The organism is Cupriavidus pampae (genome assembly GCF_914271485.1).
In the GTDB taxonomy this organism is placed as follows: domain Bacteria; phylum Pseudomonadota; class Gammaproteobacteria; order Burkholderiales; family Burkholderiaceae; genus Cupriavidus; species Cupriavidus pampae.
The window spans coordinates 227,615-244,207 of record NZ_CAJZAG010000005.1 but is presented as its reverse complement, the minus strand read 5'-3'; the positions used below and the strand labels follow the sequence as shown (position 1 = coordinate 244,207).

Genomic DNA, 16,593 nt, shown 5'->3' with positions numbered 1-16,593 from the left:
AGGTTGCTGGTTGGTGTAGGCTCAAGTGTCGTCGACAGATGGCACAGCCAACAGGCACATGAATTTCACTTTCGACTAGTCCATGAAGCAAACCGCTCCGGCATCCGTTCCCGATACTCCTGCCGCCAGCCCTGCCGCCACCATCCACGCCCAGATCTATGGCCGCTTCCGCGCCATGATCGAGACTGGTCAATTGAAGCCCGGGCAACGGGTCTCCTCGCTGCGAGCGCTCGCGGAGGAGCTCGGCGTGGCGCGCGGCACCGTTCAGGTGGCCTTTGACCGGTTGCTGGGGGAGGGCTATCTGGTGGCGCGCGGCCCAGCGGGCACATTCGTCGCGGAGCACATCACGGCGGCGCCGGCCCGGGCACGCGCCGCGCGCAAGGCGCCGGTTGCGAGCGACCAGCCGCCGAAGCCGGTCAGACCGGCCGCGCCGCGCTTTGCCACGTCGCAAGACGCCACCGAGGTCGTGATCGAATCGGGCGGCGGCGCGCCGGCGATGCTGCAGCTCGGGGTACCGGCGCTCGATGAATTTCCGCGCAAGCTCTGGACACGATTGATGACGGGGCTGGTGCGATCGGTCAACACGCTCAACCGACCGGCGCCATTCGGTTATGAGCCACTGCGGGAGGCGTTGGCCACCTATCTGCACAGCTCGCGAGGCATCGATCTGCGGCCGGCGCAGGTGTTTGTCGTGCCAGCCTACACCGCGGGGCTCGAGCTCGCGGTCAATGCATTGGAATTGCGGGGCGGGAAGGGGGCCTGGGCGGAGTCACCGGGCTATCCGCCCACGGCGCAGTTGCTCAGGCGCCTGGGCCTGCCGCCACTGTTTGTGCCGGTGGACGAATGTGGGGTCGATGTCGAGTATGGCATCGCGCATCATGGCGATGCGTGCCTGGCGGTGGTGACGCCGTCGCACCAGAGCCCGACCGGCGTACCGCTGACGCTGCAGCGGCGCGTGGCGCTGCTCGACTGGGCCGCGCGGCGCGGCGCATGGATCGTCGAGGACGACTACGACGGCGAGTTTCGTTATCGCGGGCATCCGTTGCCGGCTTTGAAAAGTCTCGACACGTGCCAACGCGTGATCTACTGCGGCACTTTGAGCAAGGTGATGTTTCCTGGCCTGCGGCTAGGGTACGTGGTGGTGCCGGAGAGCCAGATCGAAGCGTTCGAAGTCGCCATTGCGCGGGCAACCTTCGGCGGGTGTCCGGAGCTGATGCAGGCTGCGGTGGCGGAATTCATCACCGCCGGCCATTTTTCGCGGCACATCAAGCGCATGCGCACGTTGTACGCACGCCGCCGCACGCTGCTGGCGGATGCGCTGCGCGCCTACGAGCCGCACGGGTTTCGCGTGCAACTGGAGGATGGCGGCATGCATCTGCTGCTGGACGTCCCCGACGACCGCGACGACATCGCCATGGCCCGGCTCGCCCAGGAAGCGGGTTTCGGCATCCACTCCCTGACCGGCTGGCGCCGCGGCAAACCAGGCCGCCGCGCGCTACTGCTGGGCTTCACGAACGTCGCGACGCAAGCGGAGGCGGAACGCGTGGTGACGAAGCTCATGCGCGCGCTCGGCGAGCCACGCACGTAACGGCTTAGGTTTTCTGATCCAGCACAACCTTCGCCATCGCGATTTGCCGTTCGACGCTCCGTATGGTGGTTGCCGCCTGCCCATTCGCTTCCGCTGCCAGCGCCCGCCCCTGCAAGTCGATCGGCAGTGCCAACACGCCATACAACGTCTGCTGCCCCAGCGACAGCTTGTCGTCCGCCTCCTTGCCGTGATTCTTGATCGTCGTCGTCGTGCCCTGACTGTAGGCCGCAATCGCACCGAGCCCCGCACCCAAACCTGAGAACGCCCCAATATACGAAGTCTTCAACTTCGACGACCCGCCGGCAACCGCCGCCGCAACCCGTCCAATCGAAGACGAAGCAAAGCTGCCAAACGCCCCCATGTGCCACGTCTGGCCCAATCGCTGCGCCACCTGCGTCTGGACCTCATCCCTATTGAGATTGCGCTTGCTATCACGCCACACACCCGGCAACAGCGCATCGGCATTGGAGACGAGCGTCGCCCGCGCATGCCCATTCGCGGACAATCCAGCGAGGTCGTTGTCCTTGAGCTTCTGCTTATCCGCGTTCATCGTATTGAGCGTCGTCTCGAGCGTCTTCCTTTGCTCGCTGCCGACCGGCGCCGCATCACGTTCCGCCTCGGTGCGCTTGATCACATCGTCGAGCGATTTCCCCACGCGCTTGACCAGCGATTGCGCCGGTGAGGCAATCAACCCGCGTAACTTGTCTTCGTCGATATCTGCCTCGGTGATCGGCTCACCGGCGGCAATCTTCGCATTACCCGCCGCGGTAAAGAAATCCCCGTAGATCAGATTGAGCGCGCTCTTGTAGTTGACCTTGGCCACCTCGTCATAGCCCGCCGAAACGTGCTGCGCGCCGGTAAGCGCCAGCGCGCCGAAGGCCTGGATGATCGCGATCGTCTTCGAATCGAGCCGTGCCACACGCTGCACGAGATTGGCGGCCATGGTCGCGGCGACATCCTTCGGCGTGCCCGATGCCAGCCCCATCAAACTCTGAAACACGGGCCGCATCACGCGTGAAACGGACTGGAAGCGATTGCCGATATGCTGCCGCGTATGGCCGGCCTGCGTCATCAGCACACCCTCATGGAGGTCGCGCAATGAAGTCAGCGCATCGGAAAACGCCTGCGCCGATTCGCGCAGTCTGACCGCATCCGGATCTGTCGGATTGGCCTCCAGCCACGCGGCCACCCGCGCGTCGTCGTCCTTGCCGTCCACCTTGTCGTTCGCACCACCCGAGATCTTCCCCATCACCGCATTCAAACGCTCGGAAAACTCGTCCCCACAGCGGTTGAGCGTCTCGGCCTGCGCCGACGCCTTGCGCGCGATATCGGGCAGCCATTCCTTGTGATGGACGTGGTCCTTGTCCACCTGCACTACGGGCCCATTGCGCTCGGCCGTATGCTCGACGAACTGCACAACCACCGGTTGCTGCGCGGCATACATCGGGGTCTGAAGTGCCCCGGCCACGCCCAGTCCGAGGCCGGTGCCCGCCCACGGCTTGCCGGTCCACGCGGACAGGAACGGCGACGCGAAGAACTGCAGCAGGTTCGATACCAACCCGGCACTCGGAGAAATCATCCCCGACACGAACGCGGCGTGATGCAACTGCTTGATATCCGCATCGTTCAGGCCCTGCGCGCGATACCAGTCGTCACTGCGGTTGGCGGCTGCGCTCATCAGGGTGCTGTTGCTCACCGACGCATCCTTGCGTTGCAGGCGCAGCCCGTTGACGAGTTGCGCGGCCTGCTCGCGATCGACCGGACGCTCGCGGCATTCACCGATCGCGCGCTGCAGATCGCGGAGCAACGCGGCCTCCGTGGTGGTCGCCGTTGGCTTGTACGAAGAGAGCGTGGCACCCACGGCAGAGCGCGTACTGGGCGGCTCGGCGGCCACCGTGCCGGCCTCGATGTCCGCGGGCTTCTCCAGCTTCGCCAGCCCGAACGCATTCACCGCGCGGCGCGCCAGCGAGGGCGGCTGCGCTTCAGGCGCACGTGACGCAAGGCCTGACAGTCGCGCATCCGTTGCATGCTTCTTTCCCGCAGGACGCTGCGGTGACGGCGACGTGTCCTGTTGCGGCTGAATATCGAGGCTGGGCGCGCGGCTGACTTGTGGGGAATGAATCGACGGCGGAGGAGGCATGGCGTATCCAGGTTCGGGAGGAATGCGAACGAGGCTACGAACCCAAGATGACAGCTTCATGCAAGTCACTGGGTGCTTGAGCGAAAGGCGCGGCGTCGCTTCGTTACGCGCAACCTCGCTTCGTTTGCGGGCTCGCGCGTCGTTACAAATTAATCAATATCCGATCGGATTTGCACGTTTACCGATTGTTTTCGTGCGATTAGACTCCCTTCGCAATTTGCCTCAACCTGCCTGCCTACTTGGCGAAGCACGTCGCACCATGATCGCCTCCTCTCCGACAAGTTCAGCCGCGCCCGCGCAACCGCCGATTGGCATGCCGCGCGTGTCGATGCCGGCCGCCGCCGATTCGCTCTGGGCCGCCACCGCGCCCGCGGCGCTGGCCACGCCGCCGCTGTACGACGCGAAGACCGTCGACGTACTGGTGATCGGCGCTGGCTATACGGGTCTGTCGACGGCACTGCATCTGAGGGAGGCCGGCACCGATGTGTGCGTGGTCGACGCGAATGAGCCGGGGTGGGGCGCATCGGGCCGTAACGGCGGACAGGTGAATCCATCGCTCAAGCACGATCCCGACGAGCTGGTGCAGAAGCTCGGCGGCGAGCGTGCCGAGGCCTTGATCGATGCCGTGTCCGGATCGGCCGACCTGGTCTTCGACCTGATCGAGCGACATCGCATCGACTGCCATCCGGTGCGGCAGGGCTGGCTGCAGCTCGCGTATGCGCCCAAGTCGGTGCCAGCGCTGCATGCGCGCGCACGGCAATGGGAGCGGCGCGGCGTGTCAGTGGAGATGCTCGATCGTGCCGACATCGAGCGCCGCGTCGGCACCCGAGCCTTCGCCGGTGGCTGGCGCGATGGCCGCGCGGGCGCGATCCAGCCGCTGGCCTACGCGCGCGGACTGGCCGTGGCCGCGCAACGCGCCGGTGCTCCGATCTACGGCCGCACCGCGGTGACCGCGCTCGAACGTGTAGAGGGCCAGTGGATCGCCACGCTCTCCACCGGTGGCCGCATCACGGCCTCGCATGTGGTCATCGCCACCAATGGCTATAGCGATGCGCTGTGGCCAGGTCTGCGCCAGACGCTGCTCGCGGCCAACAGCTTTATCATCGCCACGCGACCGATCTACGGCCAGGCCGCGCAGGCCATCCTCGCACGCGGAGAAACGGTCGCGACGTCGCAGCGGCTACTGCTGTATTTCCGCAAGGACCACACCAACCGCCTGCTGATAGGCGGCCGTGGCGCCTTCAACGACCCACGCGCACCAAAAGACTTCGCTCACCTCGAACGCTCGCTGGCGCTGCTGTTTCCACAACTGGGCGCGCTGCACGTCGAATACCGCTGGGCCGGCCGCATCGCGGTAACGCGCGATTTCATGCCGCACATCCACGAACCCGCCCCCGGCATCACGATCGCGGTCGGCTGCAACGGCCGCGGCATCGCGCTATGCACGAGCTTCGGCAAGCATCTGGCCACGCGGCTCACACAGGAAAACGGCACCTTCCCATACCCCGTGTCGCCGCTGACCCCATTCCCGCTCCACGGCCTGCAACGCGCCTACATCGGCGCGGGCGTAGCGTGGTACAGCCTGCTGGACAAGCTGTCGCGCTAGTCGTCAGCCAAGTCGATCAATCAAGCTTGATGCCGACGCTCTTGACTACCTTGTCCCACTTCTGCGCGTCGCGATTCACCAGTTGCGTGAACTCCACCGGACCCAGCGCTGCCGGCTCCATGCCCTGCTTGGCGATCGATTCACGGATCGACGGTTGGTTCACCACGGCGGCGATTTCCTGCGCGAGGCGGTTCACGGTCGGCATCGGTGTGCCACCGGTGGTGAACACGCCGTACCACGACACCACTTCATAGCCCGGTACGCCGGACTCGGCGATGGTAGGCACATTCGGCATCGTCTCCACGCGCTTGGTGCTCGTCACCGCAATGATGCGCACCTTGCCCGAGTCTGCCCCGGCCTTGGCGGACGGCAAGCTGGCAAACGTCATCTGGGCCTGGCCCGCCATCACGTCCTGCATGGCCGGCGCATCGCCGCGATAGGGGATATGCGTGATCTGCACGTTGGCCATGCTCTTGAACAGCTCGGCCGACAGATGCGAGATCGTGCCGTTGCCCGGCGATGCCACATTGAGCTTGCCCGGATTCGCCTTGGCATAGGCGAGCAGTTCCTGCACGTTCTTCACCGGCACATCGTTGTTCACCACCAGTGCGTTGGCGGACTTGGCCACCAGCGACACCGGCTGCACGCCCTTGATCGGATCGTAAGGCAGCTTGCTGTAGATCGACGGCGCGATAGCCTGTCCACCGACGGAGCCCAGCAGCATCACCGAACCATCGGGCTTGGCGCGCGCCATCTCGGCGGTGGCCAGCGTGCTGCCGCCACCGGGTTTGTTGTCCACGACGATCGTGGTCTTGGTGTTCAGCTGGAACTGCGTGGCGACCACGCGCGCGATGACATCGTTGCCACCGCCCGGCGCAAAGCCGACCAGCATGCGAAGGGGGCCCGGGGGCAGTTCCTGTGCCATGCCCTGAGCTGCGGCCAGTGCAAGCGCGAGAGCGGGAACGATCTTGAAAAACGCCATGATGAATTCTCGATAGATAGGTTGGGGAATGCTCTCAGGATGTCGTCGCTGTACTGGTCCAACTGGCGGGACTCGGCGTACCGGTCCCTGCTTCTTATGCTGCTGTCGTGGTGCTTGCTACGTGGTGCTTGCTACGGGTGCTTAAATTCGGTGTTGCCTTACTTCTTGAACCGCACGACGGCCTCGCGCGATGCCTGCGTCTGCGGCAACGTCGCGAGTTCGCCGAGCGTGACCGGCTTGGTGGGAAAACGCAGCCGGTAGTAGCCAACGTCGCGCGGATGGCGCTGCTGCTCGTCGGCGATCAGTTCGGTAACGGTGAGCCCGCAGAAGCGGCCCTGACACGGCCCCATGCCGCAACGCAGAAACGCCTTCATCTGGTTCGGACCCTGGCAGCCGATACGCGCCGCCTGGCGAACCTGTTCGGCGGTAGCCTCCTCGCAGCGGCACACGATGGTGTCGCCCACGGGGCGGCGGAACTGCGGCAGCGGGCGGTACAGCACCTCGAAGAACTCGCGACCGCGGGTGGCGCGATCGAGGGCTTCGCGATGCGACGCGGCTTTGATATCGCGCGTGGCGTTGTCGATGCGCCCAAGCGCGGCAGCCGCATGCACTGCGGCGATACGACCGCGATGTTCGGCCGCCACCGCGCCGGCAATCCCCGCGCCGTCGCCGGCAATGGTCACGTTCGGCACCGAGGTCGCACCCCAGGCATCGACCTGCGGCTCCCAGCAATCCTGGCGCTCGTTCCACACATGTTCGGCACCGATCGCGCGCGACAGGTTGGTGTTGGGCACCACGCCCTGATGCAGCAGCAGTTGATCGACGGCGATCGTCTTGCGTTGACCGTCAGCCTCGTAATGCAACTGCGCCACCTGCCCATTGGCACCGGCCACGGCTTCGAGCGCGGTCACCCCGCTAATAATCGGTATGGCTTTGCGCACCGCGCGCAGCAGCTTCAGGCCCTTGCCCAGATATGGTGAGCGCAGAAAGCCCCAGGCATGCGGCAGCGCCGCGCGCCATTGACCGCTGGCGGTGGTTTCCAGAATCGCGTCGAGCTTTACGCCAGCGTTGAGGTATTGATAGGCCAGCAGATAAAGCAGCGGCCCACCGCCAGCGAGAACGGTGCGGCCTTCGGGCACCACACCCGAGGTCTTCAACAGGATCTGCGCGGCACCAGCGGTGATCACGCCGGGCAGTGTCCAACCCGGAATCGGGAACGGGCGCTCCTGCGCGCCAGTGGCGAGAATGATATGGCGGCAGTGCAGCAACGCAGCCTGCGGATCCTGACCGGGGCGGGCCACCGAGTAGGCCACCTCGTAGCCGGCCGGCGTCTTGTTGGCCTCGGCTTCACGCGCATTGATCGACCACACCGTGGCCGCGGAAAGATGCCGCGCGCCGCTGGTGGCGAACGGCTCCAAGAGGTTCAGGCCGTGCCAGTAGTCCTGGCCGAGAATTGCGCGGTTCCGCACGGGCGTAGTGCTGATGGCGCGATAGATCTGTCCGCCCGGCGCGGGCTGTTCGTCGATCAGCACCGTCGCCAGCCCGAGCTGGGCCGCCTGCGTTGCCGCGGCAAGTCCAGCTGGGCCGGCACCGACCACGAGCAGGTCGCACGTCATGATGTCGAGGCTCATGCCGCCACCTCGCGTGCGCCTTGCTGGCGCTCTACCGTCATGCCGTCGCGCACGCGTGCCATACAGGCCTGCTGATTGGGTCGGCCATCGATACGTACGAGGCAGTCGTAGCACACACCCATCATGCAGTACGGACCGCGCGCGGTGCCGGACACCGCGGTATCGCGGCATGCCAGCACGTTGGCGGCAAACAGCGCCGCGGCGACGCTGTCACCCTCGCGGCATTCGAGCACGGTGCCATCCACGGTGACCCGTACCTTGTGTTCTGTCGATTGCAGGACAGCCGCATCAATGCGTTTGAACATGAAATCTCCGGGTCGAGAAAGTGTCGAGCTCGGGCGCAAGCGCGCCGGCGGCGATCATCGGGGCGAGGTTCATGGCATGCGTGGCGGCCAGCGTCACGCCGCTATGGCACGTGACGATGAACGCGCCGGGATGCGTCGCCGATTGTTCATAGACCGGGAAACCGTCCTTCGCGCGTACGCGCAGCGCGGACCATGCGCGCACCGCGCGCACATCGCGCAAGGCTGGCAACGTGCGTACCGCGCGGTCCGCCAGTGTTCCCAGCACCGGCAGCGTGGTGATCTGATCCGCGTAACCCGCGTCTTCCTGCGAGTCGCCCACCAGCCAGCTGCCCTCGTCGTTCTGACGCAGCGTGACCATCGGCGTATCGAGCAGGCGCTTCGTGCGTTCCAGCACGAGGATCTGGCCGCGCTGCGGTGCCATCGGCAGGTCGATCCCGACCATACTGCCAAGGTCGCCATTGCGCAGGCCACCGGCCAGTACGATCTTGCGCGCGCGCACCTCGCCGTTGGGCGTGCTCAGCACGAAGTCGCCGTTGGCCCGCTGCACGATGTTCGTCACACCGTGATTGGGAAGGTAATCGACGCCGCTGGTGCTGAACGCCGTGTGGAAAGCGCGCAGCAGTTTGAGCGGATTGACGATGCCGTCGTGCGGGGTCCAGATCGCGCCGGTGACATCGGGGCCAAGCCCGGGCACCAGCGAGGCCGCCTGATGATGATCGAGCAGCTTCCACTCGTAGGGCTCGACGCCGGGCTGGGACATCAGCGTGTTGACCCACCCGAGGCGGGCCTCCACTTCGTAGTCGCCCATCAGCGGGGTCAGGCCGCCTTTCTGCTCGAGCGCGACGTCGATGCCGGTTTCCTTCTGCAACGCGTCGGCCAGCTTTGGCCACAGGCGCGTGGAATTCAGCGTCCAGCGGCTGTAGGCACCCATGCCGTAGCCCTTGCTCTGGAGCCAGACCAGGCCGAAGTTGCCACGCGAGGCACGCAGCGCGATATCGCCTTCGTCGAGCACGGCAATGGCACCCGCGCTTTGGCGCAGGCCATAGGCCACGGCGGAGCCGACCAGGCCGCCGCCGACCACGGCGACGTCGAATACAGGGTAGGAGGAGGCCGCGGTCATCGGCGCAGCCTTCCGTGGGGGCGTTGCGGGCCTTGGGCCCTGCTTGGAATCATGTTCGCTACTCGCAAGAATCGTGACAGCACGGGTCTGTCAGTTTCGAACGAGTATGCGGAGTGCGGCCTATACGCGCAAATACGAGTCCATCAGGCGTCCATACGGAAACCGTATGGCCTCTGCTAGAGGGACGCTGTTTCGGCTGCGATGACCTCGATCATCCGCTCGGTAAAGCGGTCCACGAGTACGTTTGCGGGGCGATTGCGAGCCAGCAGCAGGTAGCTGACGAAAGGGATATGTGGCTGGAACGGTTTGATGACCACCTCCGACTGATGCATGCGTGCGACCAGTGGATTGACGATGGCCACGCCCAGACCGAGGCCGACCATCTTGCAGATGGTCGCGCCATAGGGCGTCTCGAAGTGCATGACGCGCCGGTCGTCGTCCACGAACGCGGCATCGATCGCGGCGCGCAGCCCATCGCCATGGCCCATCGAGATAAACGATTCGCCAGCAAGATCCGCGGGCGTGATGACTTCGCGTTCTGCCAGACGGTGGCCCGGCGGCAATACGCAGCAGCCTGCGAGTTCGGCCACCGGCTGCGCTTCCGTAACCGCCGCGGGCGGCAGGAACGAGACCAGGCCGAGATCGCAATAGCGGCTGCCCACGCGGTCCGCGACCAGTTGGGTGCTGCCGGTTTCCATGGCCACGTTGACGTCGGGGAAGTCGGCATGAAAGCGCTGCAGTACCAGTGGCAGCACCGTCAGGGCCAGCGAAGGCACCGTGGCGATACGCAGTCGGCCTTTACCGAACTGGCGGATATTGCGCGCGGCATCCTTGAGCGCATCGATGCCGACGAACGCGCGCTCCACCTCGCGCAGAAAGGCCAGACCTTCCTCGGTGGGCGTCAGGCGGCCGGCCGTGCGGGTGAATAGCGTGAGGCTGGTCGAGTGCTCGAGCTGGGCGATCAGCCGGCTCACATTCGGCTGCGAGGTGTAGAGCTCGGTGGCCGCGGCTGTCATCGAGCCGGAGCGCATCACGGCCTGAAAGGCGGCGATTTCCTTGAATTTCATGCTTTGGGGGCGTCGAATGCGGTGAATCCGTGTTTCGCGATGGTATATCAAATCCGTATGCGCACCCCGCAAGAACTGATTTGACGGTATAGGGTCGCGATTTCCATACTGGGTGTCATCGCATCGTTGGAAACACCCGAACATGGAATCGAAAGTCAGCCGCCGTTTGACGCAGGCCACCGCCCCCGAAGTCTGCGCGCATATCTACGCGCCCCGTCTGCGTGACTTCGCGCCGGGCTTTCGCTATCTGACCGACATCAACGCCGCGCATCTGCTGATGCTGCACGGCACCGGGCTGATTCCTGTCGACACCGCCACCACGCTGGCACAGGCACTGCTGCGTATGGAGCGCGAGGGGGCCGATGCGGTGCCGCTCGATCCGCAGCGCGAGGATGCCTACTTCAACTACGAGGCGCGCCTGATGGAAGTGGCGGGTGCCGATGCGGGCGGGCGGCTGCACGTGGCGCGCAGCCGCAACGACATCCTGTCCACGCAGGACCGGCTGCGCGCGCGCGATGCAGTGCTGGCGTTGCTGGAGACACTGGCCGAGACGCGCGGCGTCGTGCTGCGTCATGCGGCTGCGCATGCCGAGACCGTGATGCCCGGCTATACGCATCTGCAGGCCGCGCAGCCGATTACCTATGGCTACTATCTGGCCGGCGTGGCGCAGGCGATGCAGCGCGATATGACGCGCCTGCTGCATGCACTCGAGACGCTCGATGCCTGTCCGCTGGGCGCGGGCGCACTGGCTGGCACCGCGTTTCCAATCGATCGCGCGGCCACTGCGCAATGGCTTGGTTTTTCGGCCTATGCACCGAACTCGCTCGACGCGGTGGCCTCGCGCGATTTCGCGTGGGAGATCCTGTCCGCCGTCACGATTGCCACGGTGACGTGGGGACGCGTGGCGCAGGACCTGTTCGTGTGGGCCACGCCGGAGTTCGGGCTGATCGATTTTCCGGACAGCGTCGCGGGTACGTCGAGCATCATGCCGCAGAAGAAGAACCCCGTTGCGCTCGAGTATCTGAAAGGGAAGGGCGGACATATGCTGGGGTTGCTCACAGGCTCGCTCGCCGCGCTCAAGGGCACGCACTTCACGCATAGCGGCGATGGCAACCGCGAGACCATGCGAGGTTTCTGGGAGGCGATGACGGAGGCGCAGCGTTGTGTCGAAGTGCTGCGGCTTGTGCTGGAGCACGCCACGCCGCAGCCGGACACCATGCTGAACCGCGCCCGCCGCGATTTCTCCACGGCAACCGACCTTGCTGACATGCTGGTCCGCGACGCCGGCATGTCGTTCCGCGAGGCGCACCACGTAGTAGGCGCCGTGGTCCGCGAAGCGCTGGACCGCCACCTGCCCGCGTGCGAGATCGACAGCACGATGGTGGACCGCGCCGCGTTGACGCACACCGGCAGAGCGCTAAAGCTCGACCCGATGGTCGTCGCGCAATGCCTCGACCCCACCCACAGCGTAGCCGCCCGCACCGCCGCCGGCGGCCCGGCACCAACGCAGGTACGTGCACAGGTAGAGACGCAACAGGCCACGCTGACCCAACACCAGACCACGCTCGCCACCCAGCGCAAAGCCGTGGCCGCGCGCCGCGCCGACCTACAGCGCGCGCTAGAAGAACTAGCGAGCGCGAAGCACTAACGTCTTGCTCCATTCCTTGGGGCAAGCACGCGAGCAGATCGCATCCCGCCGGTTTTCTCCCTCTCCCTTGAGGGAGAGGGCACCTCCAACGCATCGCATCCCACCGGTTTTCTCCCTCTCCCTTGAGGGAGAGGGCACCTCCAACGCATCGCATCCCACCGGTTTTCTCCCTCTCCCTTGAGGGAGAGGGCACCTCCAACGCATCGCATCCCACCGGTTTTCTCCCTCTCCCTTGAGGGAGAGGGCACCTCCAACGCATCGCGTCCCACCGGTTTTCTCCCCTCTCCCTGGAGGGAGAGGGGCCGGGGGAGAGGGTGAGAATAAATCTACCAATTGTTTGCTCCCCTCTCCCTCGGGGAGAGGGGCCGGGGGTGAGGGCACCCCCCAACATTTCCCGCACATCGATATACACCCCATGCTGACAAGCATGCTCGGAAATATTCGTCGTACCCCCACACCCCTCCATGCTGAAATGACCGTCCGAACCAAGCGATCGAACTAAGCGACCGAAGTCGACCCGCGCCGCGCGCGATCGATGCGTCGACATGCCATGACGAACCTGTCAGATCAGCACGCCCTGCAATTCCCCTCACCCATCGCCGGTGCCCACCGCATCGCCAACGATGCTGAAGCCATCGCCGCCGCACACGCCTTCGCCGCCGCAGTCAAAGAGAGTGCGGCCCAACGCGACCGCGAACGCATTCTCCCGTGGGAAGAACTCGACCGCTGGTCCGCCAGCGGCCTCGGCGCCATCACCGTGCCACGCGCCTACGGCGGCGCTGAAGTCTCGTACGTCACCCTCGCCGAAGTCTTCGCGATCGTCTGCGCCGCAGACCCCGCGCTCGGCCAGATCCCGCAAAACCACTTCGGCCTGCTCGGCGTGCTGCGAGAAATCGGCACCCCCGCACAAAAGCAGCGCTTCTACAGCGAAGTCCTCGCCGGCCAACGCCTTGGTAATGCAGGCCCCGAGCGCCGCTCGTCAGCCAGCAGCACCATCCTGCAAACCAGCACCCGACTGCGTCGCACGCCGCAAGGCCTGCGCCTGACGGGCACACGTTTCTACTCGACCGGCGCACTGTTCGCCCACCGCGTCCCAGTCCGCGCGCTCGACGACAACGACCGCCCGGTCCAGGTATGGGTCCCGCGCGACGCCGCCGGCCTGACCGTTATCGACGACTGGTCCTCATTCGGCCAACGCACCACCGCCAGCGGCACCGTCGAACTCGACCACGTTGCCGTATCGGAAGACGACGTACTGCCAATCTGGCAACTCGCCGATCGCCCAGGCCTCTACGGGCCCACCTCACAATTGATTCAAGCCGCCATCGACCTCGGCATCGCGCAGGCCGCCTTCGACGAAGCCATCGCCTTCGTGCGCGCGTACGCACGCCCATGGATCGACGCCAATGTCGAACGTGCCACCGACGATCCGCACCTGATCGGCGACGTCGGCCGCCTCGCCGTCGACCTGCACGCCGCCCAGGCCGTATTGCAGGAAGCGGGCGAAACGCTCGACAGCCTTGCCGCCTTCACCGCGCAAACCGCCGCAGTTGATGGCACCCCCGAACTCGACGGCGACCTCAGCGCGCAGGCTTCAGTCGCAGTGGCCGAAGCGAAAGTGCTCACCACCGAAGTCGCGCTGAAAGCCGCCGAGAAACTCTTCGAGTTCGCCGGCTCCTCGGCCACCCGCGCCAGGCACAACCTCGACCGCCACTGGCGCAATGCCCGCACGCACACGCTGCACGACCCGGTGCGCTGGAAGCTTCATCTGATCGGCAACTACTTCCTCAACGGCGCCTTGCCCGCTCGACATTCCTGGAACTGACATGACGCTGCTGTCCACTCCCGCACCGCGCCCTGACGATCCCGCCAGCCGGCCCGCGGCGGCCCCCGCACCCGCGCGCACGCCAGACCGTATCCGCGACGATGCCGAAGCCATTGCTGTCGCACACCGGCTAGCCGAACAATTCGCGCAAGACGCCGTGCAACGCGACCGCGGACGCCAGCTGCCGTGGGCCGAGCTCGACGCGCTAAGCACCAGCGGCCTGCTCGCCATTACCGTGCCGCGCAAGTTCGGTGGTGCCGGCGTGTCCACCGGCACGCTCGCGGAAGTCATCGCCATCCTTGCCGCAGCGGACGGCTCGATCGGCCAGATCCCGCAAAACCACTACTACGCGCTCGAAGTCCTGCGCGTGGGCGGCACCGAGGCTCAGCAGCAATGGCTGTATGACCGCGTGCTGGCGGGCGAACGCCTCGGCAATGCGCTGGCCGAGATCGGCCACAAGGACTTCAAGCGACGTACGCGTCTGGTTCCCGATGGCGACGGCTTCCGCGTCACGGGCCAGAAGTTCTATTGCACGGGCGCCGTCTTCGCCCACTGGATCCCGACGTTGGTCGTCGCGGAAGAAGGCGAGGGGGAGATCAAAAAACAGGTCACCTATCTGGCGATCGTGCCGCGCGAAGCCGCAGGCGTGTCGATCGTCGACGATTGGGACGGCTTTGGCCAACGCGTCACCGGCAGCGGGTCCGTAGCCTTCGACAACGTGCGCGTGGAGAAGGAATGGGTGCTGCCTTTTCTCGCCTCGTTTGAAAGCCCGACGACCATCGGCCCGTTCGCCCAGATCCTGCACGCGGCAATCGACCTCGGCATCGGCCGCGGCGCCTTCGCCGCGACGCTGCCGTTTATCCGCGACCGCGCCCGCCCGTGGATCGACTCCGGCGTCACGCGCGCCAGCGACGATCCGCTAACGATCCACCACGTCGGCGAGGTCCGCGTCAGTCTGTGCGCGGCGGAAGCGCTGGTGCGCCGTTCCTCGCGCTTTCTCGATGCCGCCCAGCAGGCCCCCGACGAACGCAGCGTCGCCGCCGCCTCGATTGCCGTCGCGGAAGCCCGTGCCGCCACCACCAACGCCTCGCTGCTCGCCGGCACGCGCCTGTTCGAACTCGGCGGCACCGCGTCCACACTCGACGGCCTCGGCCTCGACCGCTTCTGGCGCAATGCGCGCACGCATACACTGCACGACCCCGTGCGATGGAAGTACCACGCCATCGGCAACTACTATCTGAACGACAAGCTGCCGACCCGTCACGGAGCGCTGTGATGGCAGGCAAGCAGATTCTGCTGAACGCGTTCAACATGAACTGCGTCGGCCACATCAACCATGGTTTGTGGACGCACCCGCGCGATCGCTCCACCGAGTACAACACGCTCGAATACTGGGTCAATCAGGCGCGCATCCTCGAGCGCGGGTTATTCGATGGCCTGTTCATCGCCGATATCGTCGGCGTGTACGACATCTACGGCGGCAACGTCGACGTTACGCTGCGCGAGTCGATTCAGCTGCCGGTCAACGATCCGTTGTTGCTGGTACCAGCGATGGCCGCCGCCACGAAGAACCTCGGCTTCGGCGTCACCGTCAACCTGACCTACGACGCGCCGTACCTGCTGGCACGCCGCTTCTCCACGCTCGACCACCTGACGCGCGGCCGCGTCGGCTGGAACATCGTCACCGGCTACCTCGACAGCGCCGCGCGCGCGATGGGTCTCGACGCACAGATCGCGCACGACGAACGCTACGACCGCGCCGACGAATACCTCGAGGTGCTGTACAAGCTGTGGGAAGGTAGCTGGCAGGACGACGCCGTGCGCCGCGACAAGGCCGCGCGCGTGTTCGCCGACCCATCCCGCGTGCACCGCGTCTCGCACCACGGCAAGTACTACGACGTCGAGGGCTATCACCTCGCCGAACCGTCGGCACAACGCACGCCGGTCCTGTTTCAGGCCGGCAGCTCCGGGCGTGGCCAGCGCTTTGCCGCGCGCCATGCGGAATGCGTGTTTATCTCGCCACCGAGCAAGGAGGCCGCGCGCAAGACCGTGTCCGCGCTGCGCGAGCAACTGGTCGCCAGCGGCCGGCGCGCCGATGACGTCAAGGTCTTCGCTGGCGCGGCAGTGGTTGTGGGCAAGACCGAAGCCGAAGCGCGTGCCCTGCATGCCGAGTATCGCGACTATGCGAGTCGCGAGGCCGGGCTCGCGCATTTCGCGGCCAGCACCGGTATCGACTTCGCGCGACATGGGCTGGACGAGCCGATCGACTATGCCGGCGGCAACGCGATCGAATCCGCGCGCCGCACCGCCGAGCAGCATGGCTGGACGCGCCGCAAGCTACTCGACCTGTTCGAACTCGGCGGACGCTATCCGGCCATCGTCGGCGACCCGTCGCAGGTTGCCGATGCGCTCGAGTCATGGATCGACGAGACCGGCATCGATGGCTTCAACCTGAGCCGCACGGTCATTCCCGAAAGCTACGAGCACTTTGTGGACCTCGTGGTGCCCGAATTGCAGAACCGCGGGCGCTACAAAACAGCCTATGCCGAAGGTTCGCTGCGGCACAAGCTGTTCGGCGAAGGCGACCGCCTGCCCGCGCGCCATGCTGCAGCAGAGTTTCGCCGCTACTGAAAACTGATTCCCGTCGTTCCCGATCCCGTCTCCAATACGCCTCCTGCCCA

The 16,593-nt window shown here is 65.8% G+C and carries 12 protein-coding genes; 6 read left to right on the top strand and 6 right to left on the bottom strand.

The annotated features are described in order from the left end of the window. Positions 1 to 82 precede the first annotated feature (82 nt). The gene (gene pdxR, locus LDO41_RS14190; protein ID WP_223989153.1) at positions 83 to 1,588 is read left to right on the top strand and encodes a MocR-like pyridoxine biosynthesis transcription factor PdxR; all 1,506 of its coding nucleotides are present in this window, start codon (positions 83 to 85) and stop codon (positions 1,586 to 1,588) included. Positions 1,589 to 1,592: 4 nt separating this feature from the next. On the opposite strand, the gene LDO41_RS14185 is transcribed toward pdxR, so the two are convergent. Next, positions 1,593 to 3,728, bottom strand: a complete 2,136-nt coding sequence (locus LDO41_RS14185) for a hypothetical protein (RefSeq protein ID WP_223989151.1) — start codon at positions 3,726 to 3,728, stop codon at positions 1,593 to 1,595. Between the two features lie 313 nt (positions 3,729 to 4,041). Between LDO41_RS14185 and LDO41_RS14180 the strand changes: the two genes are divergently transcribed. After that, entirely contained in the window at positions 4,042 to 5,334 is a 1,293-nt protein-coding gene (locus tag LDO41_RS14180) for an NAD(P)/FAD-dependent oxidoreductase (RefSeq protein WP_223989618.1), read from the top strand. Positions 5,335 to 5,350: 16 nt separating this feature from the next. Here the strand turns inward: LDO41_RS14180 and LDO41_RS14175 are convergent, their stop codons facing one another. From LDO41_RS14175 to LDO41_RS14155, 5 genes are all read right to left on the bottom strand, one after another. Continuing rightward, complete coding sequence (locus tag LDO41_RS14175; RefSeq protein ID WP_223989149.1) at positions 5,351 to 6,316, bottom strand: Bug family tripartite tricarboxylate transporter substrate binding protein; 966 nt, start codon at positions 6,314 to 6,316, stop codon at positions 5,351 to 5,353. 158 nt (positions 6,317 to 6,474) lie between these two features. Beyond that, entirely contained in the window at positions 6,475 to 7,947 is a 1,473-nt protein-coding gene (locus tag LDO41_RS14170) for an NAD(P)/FAD-dependent oxidoreductase (protein WP_377741546.1), read from the bottom strand. Beyond that, complete coding sequence (locus LDO41_RS14165) at positions 7,944 to 8,252, bottom strand: (2Fe-2S)-binding protein (protein ID WP_223989147.1); 309 nt, start codon at positions 8,250 to 8,252, stop codon at positions 7,944 to 7,946. The genes LDO41_RS14170 and LDO41_RS14165 overlap by 4 nt, the downstream gene beginning before the upstream one ends. Further along, positions 8,236 to 9,372 (bottom strand): NAD(P)/FAD-dependent oxidoreductase, encoded by a 1,137-nt coding sequence (locus LDO41_RS14160; protein ID WP_223989145.1) that lies wholly within the window; start codon positions 9,370 to 9,372, stop codon positions 8,236 to 8,238. The genes LDO41_RS14165 and LDO41_RS14160 overlap by 17 nt, the downstream gene beginning before the upstream one ends. Before the next feature lie 176 nt (positions 9,373 to 9,548). After that, a complete protein-coding gene (locus LDO41_RS14155) occupies positions 9,549 to 10,439 on the bottom strand; it encodes a LysR substrate-binding domain-containing protein (RefSeq protein WP_223989143.1) in 891 nt (296 codons plus the stop codon). Positions 10,440 to 10,581: 142 nt separating this feature from the next. Here LDO41_RS14155 and argH point away from each other — a divergent pair, with 142 nt between their 5' ends. The 4 genes from argH to LDO41_RS14135 all read left to right on the top strand — a co-directional run bounded on the left by argH (position 10,582) and on the right by LDO41_RS14135 (position 16,543). Next, complete coding sequence (argH, locus tag LDO41_RS14150; protein ID WP_223989141.1) at positions 10,582 to 12,087, top strand: argininosuccinate lyase; 1,506 nt, start codon at positions 10,582 to 10,584, stop codon at positions 12,085 to 12,087. 550 nt (positions 12,088 to 12,637) lie between these two features. After that, positions 12,638 to 13,912: an SfnB family sulfur acquisition oxidoreductase gene (locus LDO41_RS14145; protein ID WP_223989139.1), complete on the top strand. Its 1,275-nt coding sequence runs from the start codon at positions 12,638 to 12,640 to the stop codon at positions 13,910 to 13,912. 1 nt (position 13,913) lies between these two features. Then, entirely contained in the window at positions 13,914 to 15,188 is a 1,275-nt protein-coding gene (locus LDO41_RS14140) for an SfnB family sulfur acquisition oxidoreductase (protein WP_223989137.1), read from the top strand. Continuing rightward, complete coding sequence (locus tag LDO41_RS14135; protein WP_223989135.1) at positions 15,188 to 16,543, top strand: LLM class flavin-dependent oxidoreductase; 1,356 nt, start codon at positions 15,188 to 15,190, stop codon at positions 16,541 to 16,543. The genes LDO41_RS14140 and LDO41_RS14135 overlap by 1 nt, the downstream gene beginning before the upstream one ends. Positions 16,544 to 16,593: the final 50 nt, after the last annotated feature.